The sequence below is a fragment of the Corynebacterium tuberculostearicum genome (assembly GCF_022347385.1).
In the GTDB taxonomy this organism is placed as follows: domain Bacteria; phylum Actinomycetota; class Actinomycetes; order Mycobacteriales; family Mycobacteriaceae; genus Corynebacterium; species Corynebacterium tuberculostearicum_M.
This window is the reverse complement of the sequence record NZ_JAKRDT010000008.1, coordinates 74,135-92,527: the sequence shown is the minus strand read 5'-3', so window position 1 is coordinate 92,527 and position 18,393 is coordinate 74,135. Positions and strand designations below refer to the sequence as shown.

Sequence of the window (18,393 nt, the reverse complement as noted above, 5' to 3'; positions counted from 1 at the left end):
GACTAGCACTGGGCTAGTCGACGCGCGGCAAGTTTGCCGTGGCATCATCGGCCGGCTGCTGCGCTGGGGCCTTCTTCTTGCGGAAGAACTGGACATAGACCAACAGGCCGATTCCGAGCACCAGAGCGAATGCGCCTAGTCCGGCTAAAAGGCCCGCCCAGAAGCTGCTTTTAGCCAGAGTGGCGGTATACGCAGCGGCATTAGTCAGTACATTCTCAGAGTCCCTGCCTTCCGCAGCGCCAGCATCCGGCACCCTCTGTGCACCAGCGGTGCCTGCGGCCTTGCCCTTGGTACGCTTTGCGGACTTTGCGTCCCGAGAGCCGGTGGACTTTTTGGCCGTCGAGTGGGAAGAACCGCTGGTGGAAGCAGAACGGTGCGAGCCCGTGCCAGCGCCTCCGCTTTTTCCGGATTTCGCAGTGGAGGCAGAATCATTAACACGGCTAGCCGAATGGTGGGTCGTAGCCCCAGAACCAGCACCAGACTTTCGAGTAGTACCAGAGGCGTGAGCCGAACCCGTGGACGGCGTCTTACGTGGCGCTCCATCCTTCCCAGCGTCTTTTTCCTTGGTGCGGGAGGGCTGCTTGCGCTTGCCCGCGCTGTCCTCGTCAGAACCCTTCTTGTCTTCTTGTGTCTTGCCACCTTCTAGGAATTTCTGGCCCTCCTGCAGGGTATTGTCGAGCTCTTTGTCCAACCCGGCGATGGCTTTGTCTACGTCTTTGACGTCTTTTTCCAGTTGCTTGGGGCGGCTATTTGAGTCACCACTGTTGCCGGAAGCACCATCCGCATCGGCATAGTCCACACCGCATAGATCCTTCGCATCTGCCTGCTCGCCGACGAGGAAGCCGGCATGCAAGTGGTGTCGGGAGCCGTCGGGAAGCTCGAAGGTAAAGCTCACTGCGTAAGTACCCGGCTCGGTAAAGGCAAAGGCCGGGTGGGAATGGGAGTTGCCGGGGTAGTCCCAGGCAGAGCCATCGGCAGTGTCCATAAGCACCTTGGGGTCACCAAGATTCACCTGGTAGGCCAGGATGCGGCCATCCTCAGGGCCCTGTGCGATAGCCATGCTCAAAGTAGCGGTGTCTCCAGCGGCGAGGAGATCCTGAGATAACTCTTGGGTATTAAAACCTAGCCAAGGAGCATCGGGGTCTTGCGTTTGCGGCAGAATCCAACCTTCATCGGGCAGGGAAGAATCACCGAGCTCCGATAGCGGTTGTTTAAGGTCATCAGTTACCTCAATGGCAAAGGATTCAGAGTCATGCTCGATGCCTTTATCATCATCTTTGACCTTGAAGCTGAGATCACCGGAATCGCCGCTGAGCGCCATGTCCTGGTGTCCCTTGGTGATGAGGTCGAAGTCGCTGGAAGTGCATGCTTCGGTGGATTCTTCTGCATATGCGGTGGCGGGCTCGAAGAGTTCTACTCCCGCTCCCGGAAGGGCGCCGAGGCTTATCAGTCCCGCGGTGCCAAGGGCCACCGCGGTGCGGCAGACAGGTTTCATGAGGAGACGGATTCCTTTCGTGGGGTGGGGTGTGGGGCGTCGGAAAGCGAGGCACCTGCGTGCTTGCGGGCGCCGAGAAGTGGATGGATGGCCCATACAACCAAGAAAATGGCGGTGAGGGTGAGCACGATGGTGGCGCCAGCCGGAAGATCAATGGCCCATGCCAGGTAGATGCCTAGGAAGCTCGACAGCGCACCAATGAGGGCAGAAAGGCACATCATGGTCGTTAGATTTGTGCTAAGCAGGCGTGCCGTCGCGGCCGGAGTGATGAGCAGCGCGAGGACCAAGATATTGCCGATGGTGCTCACGGAAATGACCACTGCGGCCGTGACACACAGGTACAAAATGATGTCCAGCACAAAGACAGGCAAGCCCATTGCGCGGGCAGTTTCCCGGTCCAAGCACGTGGCGTTGAGCTGGGGGCCAAAGGCAATAACGATGGCGACAACAACGGCGCACACGCAGCCCGCGACGATAATATCGGTGCGGGAAACGCCGGTGAGTGAGCCGAAGAGGAAGCTTGTCAGCGAAGCACTATAACCATCGGTGCGCGAGATTATCACCATGCCCAAAGCGAAAGCAGCGGCGAAGAAGATACCGATGATGGAATCCGCTCGCACGTGGCGACGCTGCGAAAAAGCGGCGATGAGCAAGGCCACAACCGCACCAGCGACTGCGCCACCCACGAGCACCGAGGTCTGTAGGGCGAAGGCAATGGCTAGTCCCGGGAATACGGCGTGGGAGACGGCATCGCCAATAAAGGCCATGCCGCGTAGCACGACATAGCAGCCGATGACGCCGCATACGATGGCCGCAAGCAAGGAGATGCCTACCGCGCGGGCGAGAAAGTCAAGGTGGGGATTGACCAGGTCGCGCAGGAAATCGAGGAAGGAAATTTCTATCATGCGGTGACTCCAATGGCAGAAAGCAAAGGGGAACCGGCACGCACGCCAAAGGTTTTTGTCCACGGATCCGTCTGGTGAAGAAGGGTCGAGGCAGAATCATCGGCTACTACGGTGCCGTTAAAGAGAATGAGGCGGTGGCAAGAATGTGCGGCTTCAGAAAGGTTATGAGTGGACATAATGATGGATGTTCCGCGGTGGGAAAGCTCTTCAAAAAGCTCGAGGAGCGATTCGGTATTGGGCGCATCTAGTCCGGTAAAGGGCTCATCGAGCAGCAGCACGTGTGGTTGTGTGGCGAGGGCCCGGGCGATGAGCACGCGCTGGCGTTGACCACCGGAGAGTTCTTCGATGGGGCGGGTAGAAAATTCTTCCATGTGAACCAGCCGAAGCGCCTCTGCTGCTGCGGCATGATCCTTAGAGCGCGGTCGCTTCAGCCAGCCGATAAGGCCGGTACGGCCGCTGAGCACGGTGCGATAGACATTGATGGGAAAGCCCCATTCCACTTCGTGACGCTGGGGAACATACCCCACGGTGCCGGAGATGCTGCGAGTTCCGGAGGAAGGGATGAGCCCTAAAATGGCGCGCATGAGGGTGGTCTTACCAGCACCATTCGGCCCGAGGAGCCCGATGAATTCGCCGGGGTGGACCTCTAGATTGGCATCGCTAATTACGCTGCGGTGCGAGAGCGAGACGTTGAGATCAGCAACGGAAATGAGCGGTTTAGCCACGGCTATCGCCCCGCTTAGCTGAACGCAGGGCGAGCCCTAGGGCCAGCAGTAGTACTACGGCGCCAACGCCGGCGAGAACAAAGACCCAGGTGGGAATAGACGAGCCCGCGGTCTGGGCATCGTCTGGATTCCAGGTAGTGTCTTGGGCCGCTTGGACGTCGGCATCATCGCCCACGGCGAAGGTGAGTACGCCATCAGTGCTGAAATCGGCGCCGTCCTTGGTCTTGCCCTTCACCCTGATGCCCACCTGGTGAGTACCTGGCTCCGTAAACGTCCAGTTGGCGTGGGTGTGGGTATTGAGGTCTACCCAGAAGTCCTCGTCGCTCTTCTGCGCGGTGGACCACAAGAGCTGTGGCGCTTCAAAGCCGCCGTTTTGTAAGAAGAGGGAGAAATCGCCTGGTCCGGAATGGCCGAGGAATTCCATGGTGACGCCGCGGTCGGCGGCGTCGACAAGGGAGGGCGCCTGGGTATTCCACCCCAGCCAGGGAACGCCGACTTGCTCGGTTTGAGGAACCACCCAGACCTTATCGCCGGACTCAGCGCCAACGAAGCCAAAGTCATCAGTGTCGGGAAGGGTTTGCTGTGCTTTATCGCCCACGGAAAACACGAGGTCGTCCAAGTGACGCCAGACTGGCTTATCGCCGGCATCATCGCGGGCCATAAGCTCAGAATCCGTGCCATCAAGCAGGGCGCCAACGTCTACGTGACCGGTGTCGATGACCTTTTCTTCGCCCTGCGGGGCAACGTGTTCGTCGGCACCGACCACCTGGGCGAGGTCGCCCGCCCACGCAGGGCTGGTAGAAAGTGCCAGACCTGCAGTAAGGACGCAGGCGGCGGTGCGGGTGGCGGTACGAGTAGCGAATTTAAGCATTTTTATCTCCATGGGTGGGGTTGGGGTTCAGGCAACGCTGCAGGGAGTCAGCGTTAAATCTCATAAGGTCGATGTAAGAGCTGACGGTGTCATCGAACGTATCGCCGTAGATGGGGCACAGCTCCACGCCTTGCTCCGCGGCAGCCTGCTTCAGGGTCTCGGTGCTTGCCTGCTGCACGGGCTCTACAAACACGGCTGGTAGATGGAGGTTCTCCAGCGTGCGGCGCAAGGAAATGACCTCGCGTGGGGAAGGCTCGATGGCCGGATTGGGGGTGACGAAGCCGGCCACCGACATGTCATATCCTTGCTCCAGATAGGCGTAGCCGTGGTGCGTGGTCACAAGGTGCCGGTTTTCTTCTGCGATAGAAGAAATGGCGCGGTCAACATAGGTATCCGTATTCCGCAGACGCTGCGTGTAGGCCTCCGCCCGTTGGCGGTAGGACGCCCCGTGGGAAGGATCTGCCTGCGCCATTTCCTCGGCAATGACATCGACGTAGGCGATGGCATTGTCCACGTTGTGCCACAGGTGCGGGTCCACCTCGCCGTGGATGTGTTTTCCCAGCACCGCCTGCGGCAATAGGTAGGTATCCGATCCCGGCCTGCCCAGGAAGCGGTAGGACGGATCTGGCGGTATGGGCTGCAGTACCGAAGAGGGGATTGACACCACGGTGGTGGCAGGGTCGAAGCGCTTGTCCTGATCGCGCAAGTCAATGCTGTGCTTGGCTAGGTCACCTGCAATATCCAGGTGTCCGGAATCTATCACGTGCATGCCTTTAGGAGGGTTTACTCCCACGGCCACAGTGAGGTGTTGGACGTCGGTGCCCTCTGCTTGGAACCCGAGGTGGTAGATTCCTGGCTGGGAAAATCCCCAGGAGACGTGCGTGTGGGCGTTGGCCGGCAAGGTCACTGAGTCTTTTCCATCGATGCCATCGGCCGAGTCAAAAAGGACCTCCGGGGTGCCGAAAGTAGAGACCACATAGGCCGCGACGTTACCTGGCCCATCGGCAGAGACCATGCGGAAGTCCACTCCGGAAGAGCGCTGCTGTGCACCGCTGATGCGCAGGCCCAGCCAAATCGCCTCGAGCGAGACATCTTCTACCAGCGGCACCAGAGTGGCACCGCGGGTGGAGGCAGCATCGGCGACTTCCACCACGGGGGCATCGGTGGATTCGTGCAGCGTATCGATGAGAGACTGCGGCTCCAGCAAGTAGCCATTGCTCAGTGCCAAATCGGCATTGGCAACATCGCGCACCGTGCGCAGCGTTGGCTCAAAGGTATGCGGATCTTTTCCGCTGGGGATAAGGCTTTGTACCCGGGCATCTTCTCCCGCGACGTTGCGCGCAAGATCCGCGAGGATCGGGGTGGTGGCCACCACGGCGAATTTTTCTCCGCTTCCGGTATCCAACGCAGCCGAAGGGGCACAACCAGTAGCCAGCAGGCAGGAGCCCAGCAGCGCGCCTATGGTCCGAAGCCTGCGTCTATGAGAAAGCGCACGCGCCATTAGTCCGCTGCCTTAGCTACAGCTAGACGGGCAATGCCTAGGCCGAGGAAGAGCATGCCCAAGCCCAACACCCCGATGCCGAAGGGAACAATAGGAGTCCCCGTATTGGCTAAAGAACCGCCCTTGCTGTATGCCTGCCCGGACTGGCCAGTGTTTGATCCGGTATTTGCGGTAGAGCCACTAGCGCTTGCCGACGCCCCACCTGCCGCAGCACCATGCCCGCAGTCGCCGCCCTCCGGATTTACCGCAGCGCCCAAGTCGAAGTGTCCGTTGTCAAAGGCTTCAGCCGGCTTGTCGCCGCCGACCACGAAGTGAAGTGTCGCTTCACCGGCAACTTGCTTGCCCTCATTGGTCTTGGCCACCTGGCGGATGGTGACGTCATAGGTGCCCTGAGCACCAAAGACCCAGTTGGGGTGCACGTGCGTATTGGGCGCAATCGAATAGGTACCCTCCGCCTCATCTGCATTGCCGCGGAACCACTCATCGCCCACGATTTTTCCCAAGCCGCCCTGGGAGTAGACCATCATCGGGCCGGGTCCCTTGAAGCCTGCTAGCTCCCAGGTGACATCTCCAGGGATATTCTCTCGCATGGTCGGACTTTGGGTATTAGCGCCGAGCCACGGCACACCATCGACCTGGGTAGAACCAATCATCCACGCCTGACCAGCTGGCACTGGACCTACCTCTTGAGGCAGATCGACGCTTGATTTATCGGAGAGATAAAAGGTAGCGCCATCAGCATCGCGCCACTGGGAGGGGGAGACCGTATCGTCCTTGATTTGCGGAGTCATTCCCGGGGTGCACTCTTCGTCCCCGGAGGCGCCGGACTTATCGGCAGCTGCAGCCCCGCCCTTGTCTGCTGGTCGTTGGGCGTTCGTAGCCTCTTGGTCATTGCTTACCTCGCCCGTGTCAGCCGATCGATCGGCTGTGGACGCATCGCCGCCGTCGCCCACTTCCCAGGTGTAGGTCACAGCATTGCTGGTTTCGCCGTTGGAATGGGCTCGCACCGTCATGGTATAGGTGCCGGCCTCGCTAAAGGCCCAGTTGACGTGCCGGTGGGCTGGATTGGGTTGGTTGATAACCTCGCCGCTGGTCAGCTCCATTGAACCGGAATCAGTAACCGCCTGTATGTCTCCGAAACCGCTGGTCTCAAAGACATATACCGAACCCGGGCCGGAAACTTCGGCGAATTCTAGGTCAACGTTGTCAAAGCCGCCATCGCGTGCAGGTTGGGTATCCCAGCCCGGCCAAATGATGCGCTGGTCTTGCGATTGCGGCAGGAAGTAGGTGGGCTGGCCTATCTCCGGCACGGCCTCGGTGGCATCCGACCAGGCATCCTCGACAACCTTGAGCACCACATCATCGCCGGAGCGTGGGACGCCCGATCCAGTGATGTCTTCCTTCATTGACAGATGTAGCTGACCATCTGGGGCCGTGACATAGAAGGCGTCTACGTGGCCAGAGTCGAAGACCTCATCAAAGGCAAGTGCCGCGGCGGGGGAGAAGAAGGCCAATGCTGTGGCAAAGACGGCGGCGAATACGTGAATGAATCGGCGCCGCAGCGGGACGCGCCGGGAGGCAAAGGATGGTGAATAGTGCATTGTGGTTTCCCGTCTAGTTGGTGGGGTAGAAGAGGCTTAGAAGTTGAGGCCGAAGCGTTTGCGGATGAGGTCCTCGTTATCGCGGAAGAAGTTATAAAAGGCCTTGAAAACCACCACGAGAACCGCTGGGAGGACCAGACTCCACGGGCTAAACGAGGACCCTGTGGGCTCTTCTGGCCTACCGGGGTGAGCTGGCTTGTCCGGCGTATCTGGGGCGGATGGTTGGGTGGAAGGCTCCTGGGAAGGCTCCTGGGAAGGCTCCGCGGAAGGCTCCGCGGAAGGCTTATCCGTTGGACTTTCGCTGGGCTCTCCGCTCCCAGACGTGCCCGGCGCGCGGAAGGAACAGGAATCCAACGTCTTATCGCCCACGGCAAAGGTGAGGGTTTGGGGCGCGGACTTTAGTTCCTTGCCGTCCGTGCCCGTGGCCGAATAAGTAGCCTCAAAGGTGTACAAGCCAGGCTTGGAAAAGGCCCAGTGTGTATGGGTATGAGCCGGAAAGTTGGTTTCAATGGTGTAGTCCTTAGCCGCAGAATTGGCGAGGACCGAAAAGCCCTTGCCATGGGAGCCATCGATGAATGCGCCCCACTCGGCACCGTCCGGCGTGGAGGTGGGCTTCAAGTTGAGGTTGACGGCGTTGTCCTTGGTTGAGGAATAATCCAGGTCCTGGGTGTTATAGCCGGGCCAAATGATGTTTTGATCCTGGGTTTGCGGCAGGTGATAGAAGCGCTCACCGGGCTTTCCTAGGAAATCGAACTCCTTGCCTGCGAGCTTCTTATTGCGCGGGGTGAGCGCATTATCGTGTACGCCGAGTACAACGTCATCGAGTTTGCGGTCAACAGACTTCTTGTCCACCTGTGCCGTGTCATCGCGCAGAACCGTTGCAAAGCCTCCCTCGGCAGGCTGGGCCTTGATGTCTACATGACCACGGTCTAGTAGGTACTTTTCGCTGCATTGTGCATTGCCGGCTTGCGGTTCTTCGGTGCCTGGCTGCGGCGCGGAAGACGGAGTGTCTTCCTTGCCTGGGGTAGCCTCCGGTTCCTCATTGGAAGTGGAGAACTTCCCACTGGCTTCATAGTTTTCACCAAAAGCAAAAGACTCCGTAATAACGCTGCTAGCGTGTCCGGCCTTAACAGTGGAATGGGGGAAGAGGTTTACCTTGGCAAAATAGCCTTCGAAGTACTCGCCCTCATCAAAGGCGACCTCGCCGTGCCCGTTAGTAATAGGGGTTTCCAGATCCACGGTGGGGTATTTGGAATCCTTGGCATCATAAAGACCGCCGGTGAGAAGGCCGTTGAAGTTCTTATCGTCGGTATCGACCACGATCTTGGTGCCGCCCTTGCCCTGCTTGCGCATACGGATGGTATAGCCCAGTTCCTGCAGCTCGGTTTCCTGGGTGGGGGCAAGCTGGCGCGGGTGGGAGGCTTCCTGCCACGTCTCGGCAGCGGAAGAAGAATCTGTCTGGACGGACGCGCCAGGCTGGACGTCAAGGGGATTAGAAATCCAGCGCGGGGCATCACCCTCTGGGGTAAATACGGCCTGGACCTTGGACGGATCTGGTCCCATGTACTCGTCCCACTGCGCGCGGCCATTCTTAACGGGAAGGTCGGTGAGGAAGTAGCCGTCGATAAGCAGAGTGAGAGTGCCTTGTGCCTTGTTCTTGGCGTCGAAGGAAATGGTGGTGAGCTTGTCGTCACCGTCTTTTTCAGGATTGGACTTGGGGGCCATGCGCAGGCTGTAGCCTGCAGCAGCGGCGTTGCCGGCCGCAGACTGGGCGAAGCGCTCCTTGAGGCTCGGCGTTTTTTCCTCTTTGGGCTTTTGCCCGCCAACTTGGATGGTGGTGGTCTGTGGCTCATTGGCTATGAGCTGGCCATCCTTTCCGCGCGCACTGGTGCGGTAGGTCAGGCGGTAACGGCCAGGTTTGGTAAACAGCGTGGAGTTGTGGGTGTGCGTGCCGGCAACGAGATAGGCCGAATGCGGTGAATCAGGGAAGGAGCCGAGCATACGGTGCAGCTGGGTTCCGTCCTCATCATCTTTATTGGTGAAAAGCTCGACCTCGCCGGGGCCATCAACGCTCAGCAAGTCGAGGAAAGCTACGCCATCGCGGAATTTGTCAGTGGGCAGGGAGGTATCGGCGCCAAAGCCCAACCAGATGGGTGAGGTATTGCCGGACACTTGGTGCGGCGCGGTGTAGTACGTGGTTCCGGGCGCCCCAATATAGTCCTGAGTGCCATTTTTCGGCAGCGTATAGAGGTACTGGTTGTGGCCGTCCATGGCACTGTAGCCCCTGCCCACCCAGGCGACGGTGTCTGCGATCGGCGGTTCCTGGCCGCCAAATTCAGACTTCAGCACGAAGTCGTTGTTCTCCCAGAAAGACTTAGGGGAGTCAACGTGGGTATCGGTGGCAATGTGCTTGCCATCATCGGGGCCGGCGACGGCCGTGGCGGGCGTGATAAGCGCTAGCGTGCTCAGCGTGGCAAGGAAACGGGTGCGTGGGGAAGCCACAGTTGGGAAGGCCTTTCTACAGTTCTCACAAGTTCACCAGAAACTATAGAAAATGAATCCCATAACCTGCTAGCCGTAATGGAAACCGATTTCACCGACCAGTAGCTTTGTAGTGAAACCCGTTTCCAATTACCCCAATTTGCGTGTAGGAATAGACTGCAAGCCGCCGCGCGCCGGGCAGGATTCAGGGGCGCTTGGGCTGGTGCGGACTGGAATCGGCGCCTCCACTACGATGGTGGGCATGACTGAAGTACGCGTTAGATTCTGTCCGTCCCCAACCGGCACACCGCACGTAGGCATGGTGCGCACCGCACTATTCAACTGGGCCTACGCCCGCCATACCGGCGGCAAGCTGGTATTCCGCATCGAGGACACCGATGCCGCCCGTGACTCTGAAGAGTCCTACCAGGCCATCATTGATTCCCTGACCTGGCTTGGGTTGGGCTGGGATGAAGGCATCGATGTCGGTGGCCCGCACGAGCCTTACCGTCAGTCCCAGCGCATGGACATCTACAAGGAGGTTCTAGACAAGCTTATCGACGGCGGATTTGTCTACCCGGCATACTCCACGGCTGAAGAGGTAGAGGAGCGCCACAAGGCTGCTGGCCGTGACCCGAAGCTGGGCTATGACAACTATGACCGTGACCTCACTCAGGAGCAGATCGACGCTTTTGAGGCGGAGGGCCGCAAGCCTGTCTGGCGCCTGCGCATGCCGGAGCAGGATTGGACCTGGACCGACCTGGTGCGTGGCGAGATGACCTTCAAGTCTGAGACCCAGCCGGACTATGTAGTAGCTCGCTCCAATGGTGCGCCCCTCTACACCCTGGTTAACCCGGTTGATGACGCCCTGATGCGCATCACCCACGTGCTGCGCGGTGAGGACCTACTTTCTTCTACTCCGCGTCAGCTCGCGCTTTACGACGCCCTGCAGAAGATCGGCATCGCCGAGTTTACCCCAGAGTTTGGCCACCTACCCTTCGTGATGGGCGAGGGCAATAAGAAACTGTCTAAGCGCGACCCGCAGTCCAACCTGTTTAATCACCGCGATAACGGCATTATCCCTGAGGGTATGCTCAACTACCTGTCCCTGTTGGGCTGGTCCCTGTCCGCGGACCAAGACATCTTCAGCATGGATGACTTGGTAGAAAACTTCGACGTCCACGATGTGCTGGGTAACCCTGCACGCTTTGACCAGAAGAAACTCGAGGCCATCAACGCGGATCACATCCGCCAGCTAGACCCAGAAGAGTTTGCCTTCCGTCTGCGTAACTACCTGACCGAATACACGGATTTCCCGGCCGACTATGACGGCGAGAAGTTCGCCTTCGCCGCAGATCTTGTGCAGACCCGTATCAAGACCCTGTCTGATGCTTACGGGCTCATGAGCTTCTTGGTCACCCCGGATGCCGACCTAAAGCTCGATGAGAAGGCAGCGAAGAAGAACCTCAAGGAAGAGGCCATTCAGCCACTCGAGGTCGGCATCGAGACCCTCGAGGGCATTGCGGAGTGGAAGACCGAGAATATTGAGGCGGCACTATCCAAAGCGCTTATTGAAGACCTTGAGTTGAAGCCCCGTAAGGCTTACGGCGCACTGCGCGTAGCTATTTCCGGCGCCCAGGTTTCCCCACCACTCTTTGAGTCCATGGAGCTGCTGGGTAAGGAGTCCACCCTGGCCCGCCTTCGTGCGGCCCGTGAAGTGACTCCTTATGTGCCGGCGGCACAGTAGGGGGGAGCGCCTCCCGTAAGGCGGCGATAGATATCTAATCCCGCCCTTCGATGCGGCGAATGACAGCTGAACTACAGCGCTGTCATTCGCCGCATTTTATTAACCACTCTACTGGCCTGAAAATGGCGTGTGCGCTGGCGATTTGGCAGTTTACGCGTTGATCATTATAGTTATTACACGTTGCAGCGAGCAAGGGAGCACAGCCGGAAGGCAATAAGCTTCCAACGCAAGTTAGCAAATGGCCTATGGTGTAATTGGCAACACAGCGGTTTCTGGTACCGCCATTCTAGGTTCGAGTCCTGGTAGGCCAGCAGTGAAAATGCTTTAAACGGCAGGATCACTAGTTCTATGCCCCGTTCGTCTAGCGGCCTAGGACGCCGGCCTCTCACGCCGGTAACACGGGTTCAAATCCCGTACGGGGTACAAAGACCTCCAGCCTTTAGGCTGGAGGATTTTTCATTTCCGGGGAAACATCTTTTCCAGCGTCAGTCTGGGGTGCGACCACGACGCAAGTAAAACTGGTTATAACCTACCCCAGACCATTGCACTCGTCCGCGCAGGCAGCAGCCTGCTGCCAATGAGACCAGGGTTAAGACCGCCGCGAAGTTATGCAAAACCCTTCCTGTCCTGCACGTGCAGGCATAGACTGCAGGTACAGCAGAAAACAGACAGAAAGGAGAGCGGGTGACAGAAAGCGAAACGCACCACAGCCAAGGCGCACAGCCCGAAAGCACAGCCAGGTAGTAACGCTATAATCCACAACTTCCTTCCCACCAACGTTTGTATGAAGTATAGGAGCCTGCAGCATATGCACTTCGACGCACAGCGCCATCCCGAGTCCTACTAGCACAGCGTTCTCGGCCACGGACTATCCACAGATTGCTTGCGGAATAACCACTGATTCGATCCGCACCTCGGCCACGAAGAACCCTCACTGCAGTACCGGGCTCGGGAATTTTTGCGTTTTCCTTCGCCTGCCCTTAAAACCGTCCTTGACCGCGCGATTTGTGCTGAATTAACCCATCGTTTACTCTTAACAAGTCCGCAACGCACAGTGTGCGATTGCTGCGAACGCGCCCCGTTCGTCTAGCGGCCTAGGACGCCGGCCTCTCACGCCGGTAACACGGGTTCAAATCCCGTACGGGGTACCAACGGAAAGCTGCGAGCCAGATGGCTCGCAGCTTTTTCTTTACCTAAGACCTGGGGTTAAGGGTCAAAATGTGTGTCTGGCTCGGCGTGTCGTTGAGGTTAGATACGCCCGTTTTGCGGCTGCTTGACTGGGCGTAGACGGCGTTGGTGAAGTCCTGGTCATTAGCATGCCCAGTACAGCCGATGGTGCACTAGGGAACGCCAACCAAGTAGCACCTGCTAAATCGCCGTCCCAGCGTGGGCTGGCACTAACACCATTTGATTGAGTTGGTGCCGTTCAGGTTCTCGAGGCAGTGCAATACACGGTGGCCTGGGTGAATATTGCTGCCTAGGCGACTCCAGGAAGACCTTTGTCGGCGGGGAGTCACCAGCTTTCACACCGTTATCGGGTGGAGTCTCAACTGTTTGTTCCGTTGCATTTTTATTACCACCACAGTGACAGCGTGGTCGGTTCTTTGGCATTAGGCCACCATTCCACCGCTTACTACCACGGGTGCACTGGCACACCGTGGATTTCGCGTCTGAAACTCAGATATACGCCTACAAACCATATATTCTACAAGAACCTACAGGTCAGGCCTTAGATATCCCCGATCCTAGACACACATTCTGACCCTTAACCCAAGACCTGTGCGGTCTAGCGGTATGTAGGACAGGCCACGATGTCCAAGCGCTAACCGTCCTGCCCACGGGACGGTATAGGAGCTGAGGTAAAGAGCGGGGCACAGATTCCCGTAGCGGTCCTTTAGTAGGGACTCAGGTGGGCTGTAAGTGGTTACGTGCCCGATAGCTGCGTTCGAGGGAATCCCTAGAGAAAGGAGCTAGACCTAGCGATAAAGGGCGTCCGAGAACTTCTTAGCGGATGCGTATGCGGCTTTCTCAGCCCCTTCTAGGTCTTTCGAGCACTAGCGTGGGACCCCCGACCAAGAAAAAGCCCACCAAACCGTGAAAAGGGCTTGGTGGGCGGTATAGGAAGGGTGGAAGGGAAGACGTCGGCAAGCGTGGCTACGCCATAACCTTCGTCTTCATAATCGCTTTCTGCATGCGCTTGTGATAGGCATCCATGGCGCGGCGGAGAACGAGGCCGACGATGAGTGCAGGGATGGTAAATAGCAGTAGCATGCCCAGCTCGCGCCATATGTCGCCGTGGTAGATACCAGCAATGGCGCTGCGGAAGGCATCGATGGCGTAGGTGGCTGGTAGCCAGGGGCTCACGTTCTGGAACCATTCAGGCAGCAAAGGCAGCGGGTATGCGCCGCCGGAGCCCGAGACTTGTATCACGAGCAACAACACCGCTAAGGCCTTGCCGGCACTATCGAGCGTGATGACAAGTGCATAGATGATCAACATAAACACCAGCGAGACTATCCATGCAGCAAACATGAGCATGAATGGGTGAGCGGGCTCGATCTGGACGAAGAAGATGAGGCTGAGAACCACCAAGGTGGCCTGCGCGAGGCCGACCAGGCCGAGTGTGGCAAAGCGGCCGAAAAACGCCTGACCACGGGTGAATTCGCTCTCGTCGTACTTCCCGTTCTCGTCCTTGCGCAAGTATTTACGCTCGGCGTTGGTATGCACCAGCACGCATGCCAGAAGGGCGCCTACCCATAGCGACAAGGTGAGGTAGAACGGCGTCATACCCACGCCAAAGGCAGCGACAGGGTAGACCGGCTGGCGGTCTACAGCCACGGGAGCGGCGATGCGAGAGGCAAGCAGTTCTGGATCGTTGCCGACGATATCCGCCAGCTTGGCCAAATCGCCGCCACGGCGCACCTTGTCGATCTTGCGGCCCATGTCCGCAAAACGGCCGCTTTGCTCCCGCAGGGTGCCGGCAAGGCCGGCAGTGGTATCGCGGGCGCGCGCCAGGCTTTGCTGTGGCGACTCGTCATTCTCGGAAACCGAGGAGCGAATGCCTGCGATGTCCTGCTTGATAGCATCAATATCGTCCGCGACAACCGAGACGCTCTGGTTGAGCTGATCTAGCTGCGGTTTGAGGTTCTCGTTATAGGAATTACGTGCCTTTTCAGCAGCCTGCTTGGCATTGGCGATGGCATCCTTGGTGCGCTGTCGGGAGTCTTGGGACGTGCCACGGCCTTGCTCAAGGTCATCGGCGGTAGATACGAGCGAATCATGCAGAGCGTTGCTCTGGGCAATGGAGGCATCAATCTGGCCCATCATCGCCTTATATCCACCCGCGACTGCGGCAGGTAGAGCTACTTTATCGGCTTGCTCCTTGATGGAAGTGCGAACTCCCTCAAAGGCCTGAGTTTGCTCATTCACCCGTTCAGCGGCGGTGCGGTAGGTCTGCGCCGTTTGTGCGCTGGTGTTGCTTGCATTATTGAGCAACTCATCGACCTGGGCAGAGAGCGCATCGTAGCTTCGCGTTGTAGCAGCCAAGGAAGCGTCGAGCGAACCAGCCGAGTCATTGAGGGTAGAGCGCAGAACGTCGATGGGGTTTTCGCCTTGGTCATTGTTGGTCTTCGTAGCCTGGCGTCCAGCCTCGGCGAGAATATTGTCCGCAGCCTGCGTAAGCGGCAGGGTGGAGTCGACCAGATTGCTTAGTGCACCTACGGTGCCAGCCGCAGCATCAAGGCGGGTGCTGACGTTATTGACGCGATTGTGCAGGTTATTGAGTGCAGTCTGGGTATCGTCCTCATTGAGGTATTTATCAAAATTCGAGACGACGCCAAGGCCGACATTGGCTACCACACGGGTGAAGGACTCGTCGATTTTCTGGATGACGCCGTCCGCACTCTTTTGCGTGATGGTGGTAGACAGCGCATTCTTCTTCTCATTTGTATAGAGGTTGAGCTTGCTTGGTTCGGTTCCTTCTACATAGAACGTGAGAAGGTCCGTGCTGAAGTCTTTGGGAAGGACAATGCCGGCATAGTATTCGCCGGACTTTGTTCCTTCAACTGCATCGGCGCTATCAGTAATGACCCAATCGATATCGTCATTGCGGCTGAGCTGCGAGAGCACCTTATCGCCCAAATTAAGCTTCATGGAGGCGAGGTCGCTTTCGTGGCCTTCATCCTCGCTAGCCACAGCAATCTTGAGCTGGTTGGTATTAGCAAAAGGATCCCAGCTAGCCAGCACGTTGAAGGAAGTGAAAAGCAACGGGATGATGGCAAGGCCAAAAATGATGAGCGCGGTCATTACATTGGTGCGAATGGCGTGGAGGTCATCGCGGAGAATGGTCAGAATGTTTTTCATGACTTACTCGCCTCCCTTTCCGGAGTCAGCACCATCAACGGCGGGCATTTCCTTGGTCTCGCTGGTATTAGAAGGTGTGGAATCTTCGTCTAAGTCCTCTAGGAGGTAGCGGTTTGGGTGTTCCTGTCGGTGCTCGAGGTGCTCCTGGATTTCCTCATCGCTGAGATCCACCAGGCGGTTATCGTGCGCGATGCTCTGCTTGACGTACTCAAGGGAGCAGATAACCCCCACCGCAATGAGCGTGACCAGGCAGGCCAGGCCGAAGATGATGGCCTTTTCTTCAGGGTTAATGCGTGAGTAGATGCCCAAAGCTACGACTAACGCTAGGCCTACCGCGACGGTAATCTTCATCAGCTGGGAGTAATTCCTGCGCGCCATGCTCCATTTATCCTCCAAGCTTTGTTGATACGCCTCGCGGTCATTCAAGGCATGGAGGAGGTCGGTAAAGCGGTACCGGCTGCCGACCAGATGGACCTGCTCATTGATAACCAAACCGCCCTTATGCAGTTCGTCGTTGACCAGCATATTGACGTTGGACAAGCCGCGGCGCATAACGGTACCGATGAGGTAAGCGATCGCGGCCATGCCGATGAGCGCGGCAAGGTTGCGTGCATAGTGGTTGCCGTAGAAACCACCAACGGTCTCGCGCATGGCACCGATGCCATAGGTAAAGGGCAGGAATGGGTGTACGGCGCGGAAGAAGTCCGGCGTCATCTCAATGGGGTAGAGGCCGGATGCGCCCGGAATCTGGATGAAGGCGAAGACCACCGCGATGCCGCGGCCTACGTGTCCAAACGTAGAAACCAAGCTATAGGTAATGCTCAGGTAGCACAGGCCCACGATGACCGCGGTAGCGACGTAGGCCAATGCATTGGCATGTTCAACACCAATGGCCAGGTTGCCGATGGACACGATGAGTGCCTGTGCGATGGCAAAGAAGGAAAGCAAAAGGAAGCGGGCAAGGTAAGCCTTGGTAATGGTGAGGTCCTTGCGGCCCTGCGGGTCTACCTCAGCACGGAAGATGATGAGCAGCATGAACGCGCCGATCCACAGCGTGAGGTTGATAAAGAGCGAGGACATGCCGGAACCATAGTGCTTTACAGGGAATACGGCGTGGCTTTCCATCTCCGCAGGGGAGGCAAGGAAGGAAGACACCTCATCGGTGTTAAGGCCCTTGACAGACTGCAGGATGGAATTGTTATTGGCAGTATTGCTCAGCGCAATCACGTCGCTGCGGGAGGCGCGAAGCCCCTCCTCAATGCCGTCGAGGTCCACAGAAAAACGCTCAACTACTTGCTGGGCCTGGCTTAGCTGCTCGTCGACGCCCCCCAAGAGCCCATCGGTTTGCCCGACCAGTGCCTGCTGGCTTTCGAGCGAGGCGGAAAGCTTGCCGGTGGTAGCGGTGACGTCGGACAGCGCAGCGTTGAGCTTGGGTAGGCCTTCGGCTACATTATCGCGCAGCGCGTGGGAATCATCGCGCGTTTGGGCAGCCATCTTTTCCAGCATACCCGTGGTCTTATTGAGCGAATCGATGGTGTCGTTCGTATCGCCGTTGAGAGTATCTAAGTCACCGAGAACGGCCTTATTTTGATCATTGCGTTTGCGGAGGTCTCCTACCTGATCCTTAATCTGTTGGGAAACCTGTGGTGGCAGGGCCGGTGAAGACGCAAGCTTTTCAAGCTGATCGATTGCCCGGTCAGCTTCACCGACGATTCCTGACGCGCCCGCAGATGCGGCACCTACGCGATTTAGGGCGCCGCGCAGCTTGCCGGAGACCGAGCCCACGGTGGCATTGGCGGAGGCGGTTCCATCTGCCATCGCGGTCGTGCCTTCTACATAGGCGGCGGTGGCATCATCGGAGAAAGAAGTAACTTCCCGCTGGACCTCCGCAGTAATGGAGTTAAGTTGATCCAGGGCGGTCTGGGCATCATCGATGGTCTTTTGCACCGTGCCCAAAGACTTACGGGCTTGCGCGATAGTTGGGCGCGCTTTCTCGATGGTGGAATGCACGTCAGCAAGCTGGCTGCGGGAGTTAGCTACCGTATCTGCAGTATCTGAAAAAGAATCCGCGGTCTTGTTTGCAGTACTGTTAATCTTCTGGCTCAAATCGCCACCGGAGTTCTTTAGCTCAGTGGCCACCGAATCCGCTACCTGCTCTTTAAAGGTAGAGCTAATGGTGGTGTCTAGGGTCGAAGCGCCAGTATCAGTAATCTTCGGTGCAATGGCGTTCAGCTTTTCATTGACGTGATATTCCAGCGTGGGCTGAGAATAGGTACCTTTAAAAAGGCTCACGAAATCTGCCGAAAAGTCCTCGGGGACGATCACCGAGGCGAAGACGTCACCCTTCTTAACGGCGTCTTCGGCTTCCTGGCGGTCCATGAACTGCCAGCCCAGCTTGTCATTGTCATGAAGCTTGTCAATCATCTGCCCGCCGACGTCTAAGTGGCCGGTCATCTCCGAGGATGCGCCTTTGTCCTCATTAACTACGGCGACTTTGAGGTGTTCTGTGTTTCCGTAGGGGTCCCAGAAACCGGAGATGTTTACCCAGGAATACAGGGCTGGGGTGATCATCAAACCAATGAGGATCACCCAGACCTGCGGGGTCCGCCACAAGCGGACAAAATCTTGAAGAAAAATCTTCCAACTAGTAATCACTCGAAAAATCGTAACACCCAACCGGAAAGAACTAATAGCCTGACTGTCAG

The 18,393-nt window shown here is 57.8% G+C and carries 10 protein-coding genes and 3 tRNA genes; 4 read left to right on the top strand and 9 right to left on the bottom strand.

Annotated elements, in window-relative coordinates; translation table 11 throughout:
* Positions 1 to 13 precede the first annotated feature (13 nt).
* From MHK00_RS06350 to MHK00_RS06320, 7 genes are read right to left on the bottom strand one after another with little or no spacing between them, the layout of a single operon-like run.
* Positions 14 to 1,495, bottom strand: a complete 1,482-nt coding sequence (locus MHK00_RS06350; protein ID WP_250410881.1) for a choice-of-anchor M domain-containing protein — start codon at positions 1,493 to 1,495, stop codon at positions 14 to 16.
* A complete protein-coding gene (locus MHK00_RS06345; RefSeq protein WP_250410880.1) occupies positions 1,492 to 2,400 on the bottom strand; it encodes an anchored repeat-type ABC transporter permease subunit in 909 nt (302 codons plus the stop codon). The genes MHK00_RS06350 and MHK00_RS06345 overlap by 4 nt, the downstream gene beginning before the upstream one ends.
* Positions 2,397 to 3,131, bottom strand: coding sequence for an anchored repeat-type ABC transporter ATP-binding subunit (locus tag MHK00_RS06340; protein ID WP_436232072.1), 735 nt, complete (start codon positions 3,129 to 3,131; stop codon positions 2,397 to 2,399). The genes MHK00_RS06345 and MHK00_RS06340 overlap by 4 nt, the downstream gene beginning before the upstream one ends.
* A complete protein-coding gene (locus MHK00_RS06335; RefSeq protein WP_250410878.1) occupies positions 3,118 to 3,996 on the bottom strand; it encodes a choice-of-anchor M domain-containing protein in 879 nt (292 codons plus the stop codon). The genes MHK00_RS06340 and MHK00_RS06335 overlap by 14 nt, the downstream gene beginning before the upstream one ends.
* Positions 3,989 to 5,497, bottom strand: coding sequence for an anchored repeat ABC transporter, substrate-binding protein (locus MHK00_RS06330; RefSeq protein WP_250410877.1), 1,509 nt, complete (start codon positions 5,495 to 5,497; stop codon positions 3,989 to 3,991). The genes MHK00_RS06335 and MHK00_RS06330 overlap by 8 nt, the downstream gene beginning before the upstream one ends.
* Positions 5,497 to 7,098: a choice-of-anchor M domain-containing protein gene (locus MHK00_RS06325; RefSeq protein WP_250410876.1), complete on the bottom strand. Its 1,602-nt coding sequence runs from the start codon at positions 7,096 to 7,098 to the stop codon at positions 5,497 to 5,499. Before MHK00_RS06325 ends, MHK00_RS06330 begins: the two co-directional genes overlap by 1 nt.
* A gap of 36 nt (positions 7,099 to 7,134) precedes the next feature.
* A complete protein-coding gene (locus MHK00_RS06320) occupies positions 7,135 to 9,600 on the bottom strand; it encodes a choice-of-anchor M domain-containing protein (RefSeq protein ID WP_250410875.1) in 2,466 nt (821 codons plus the stop codon).
* A gap of 232 nt (positions 9,601 to 9,832) precedes the next feature.
* On the opposite strand from MHK00_RS06320, the gene gltX reads away from it, so the two are divergent.
* The 4 genes from gltX to MHK00_RS06300 all read left to right on the top strand — a co-directional run bounded on the left by gltX (position 9,833) and on the right by MHK00_RS06300 (position 12,477).
* Positions 9,833 to 11,326 carry a glutamate--tRNA ligase gene (gene gltX, locus MHK00_RS06315; protein WP_250409249.1) on the top strand — a complete coding sequence of 498 codons (1,494 nt, stop codon included), beginning with the start codon at positions 9,833 to 9,835 and terminating at the stop codon, positions 11,324 to 11,326.
* 239 nt (positions 11,327 to 11,565) lie between these two features.
* Positions 11,566 to 11,637 (top strand) — tRNA-Gln (locus tag MHK00_RS06310).
* A gap of 39 nt (positions 11,638 to 11,676) precedes the next feature.
* Positions 11,677 to 11,749, top strand: a tRNA-Glu gene (locus tag MHK00_RS06305).
* 652 nt (positions 11,750 to 12,401) lie between these two features.
* Positions 12,402 to 12,477, top strand: a tRNA-Glu gene (locus MHK00_RS06300).
* Between the two features lie 1,003 nt (positions 12,478 to 13,480).
* Here MHK00_RS06300 and MHK00_RS06295 read toward each other — a convergent pair.
* Together MHK00_RS06295 and MHK00_RS06290 are read right to left on the bottom strand one after the other, a co-directional pair.
* Positions 13,481 to 15,688: a YhgE/Pip domain-containing protein gene (locus MHK00_RS06295; protein ID WP_250410874.1), complete on the bottom strand. Its 2,208-nt coding sequence runs from the start codon at positions 15,686 to 15,688 to the stop codon at positions 13,481 to 13,483.
* Between the two features lie 3 nt (positions 15,689 to 15,691).
* Positions 15,692 to 18,343, bottom strand: coding sequence for a YhgE/Pip family protein (locus MHK00_RS06290; protein WP_250410873.1), 2,652 nt, complete (start codon positions 18,341 to 18,343; stop codon positions 15,692 to 15,694).
* Between the last annotated feature and the right edge of the window lie 50 nt (positions 18,344 to 18,393).

Excerpts from the sequence above, each read along its gene's own strand:
- gltX (WP_250409249.1), top strand. The coding sequence starts at position 9,833 with ATGGTGGGCATGACTGAAGTACGCGTTAGATTCTGTCCGTCCCCAACC.
- MHK00_RS06330 (WP_250410877.1), bottom strand. The coding sequence starts at position 5,497 with ATGGCGCGTGCGCTTTCTCATAGACGCAGGCTTCGGACCATAGGCGCG.
- MHK00_RS06350 (WP_250410881.1), bottom strand. The coding sequence starts at position 1,495 with ATGAAACCTGTCTGCCGCACCGCGGTGGCCCTTGGCACCGCGGGACTG.
- MHK00_RS06345 (WP_250410880.1), bottom strand. The coding sequence starts at position 2,400 with ATGATAGAAATTTCCTTCCTCGATTTCCTGCGCGACCTGGTCAATCCC.
- MHK00_RS06295 (WP_250410874.1), bottom strand. The coding sequence starts at position 15,688 with ATGAAAAACATTCTGACCATTCTCCGCGATGACCTCCACGCCATTCGC.
- MHK00_RS06325 (WP_250410876.1), bottom strand. The coding sequence starts at position 7,098 with ATGCACTATTCACCATCCTTTGCCTCCCGGCGCGTCCCGCTGCGGCGC.
- MHK00_RS06335 (WP_250410878.1), bottom strand. The coding sequence starts at position 3,996 with ATGCTTAAATTCGCTACTCGTACCGCCACCCGCACCGCCGCCTGCGTC.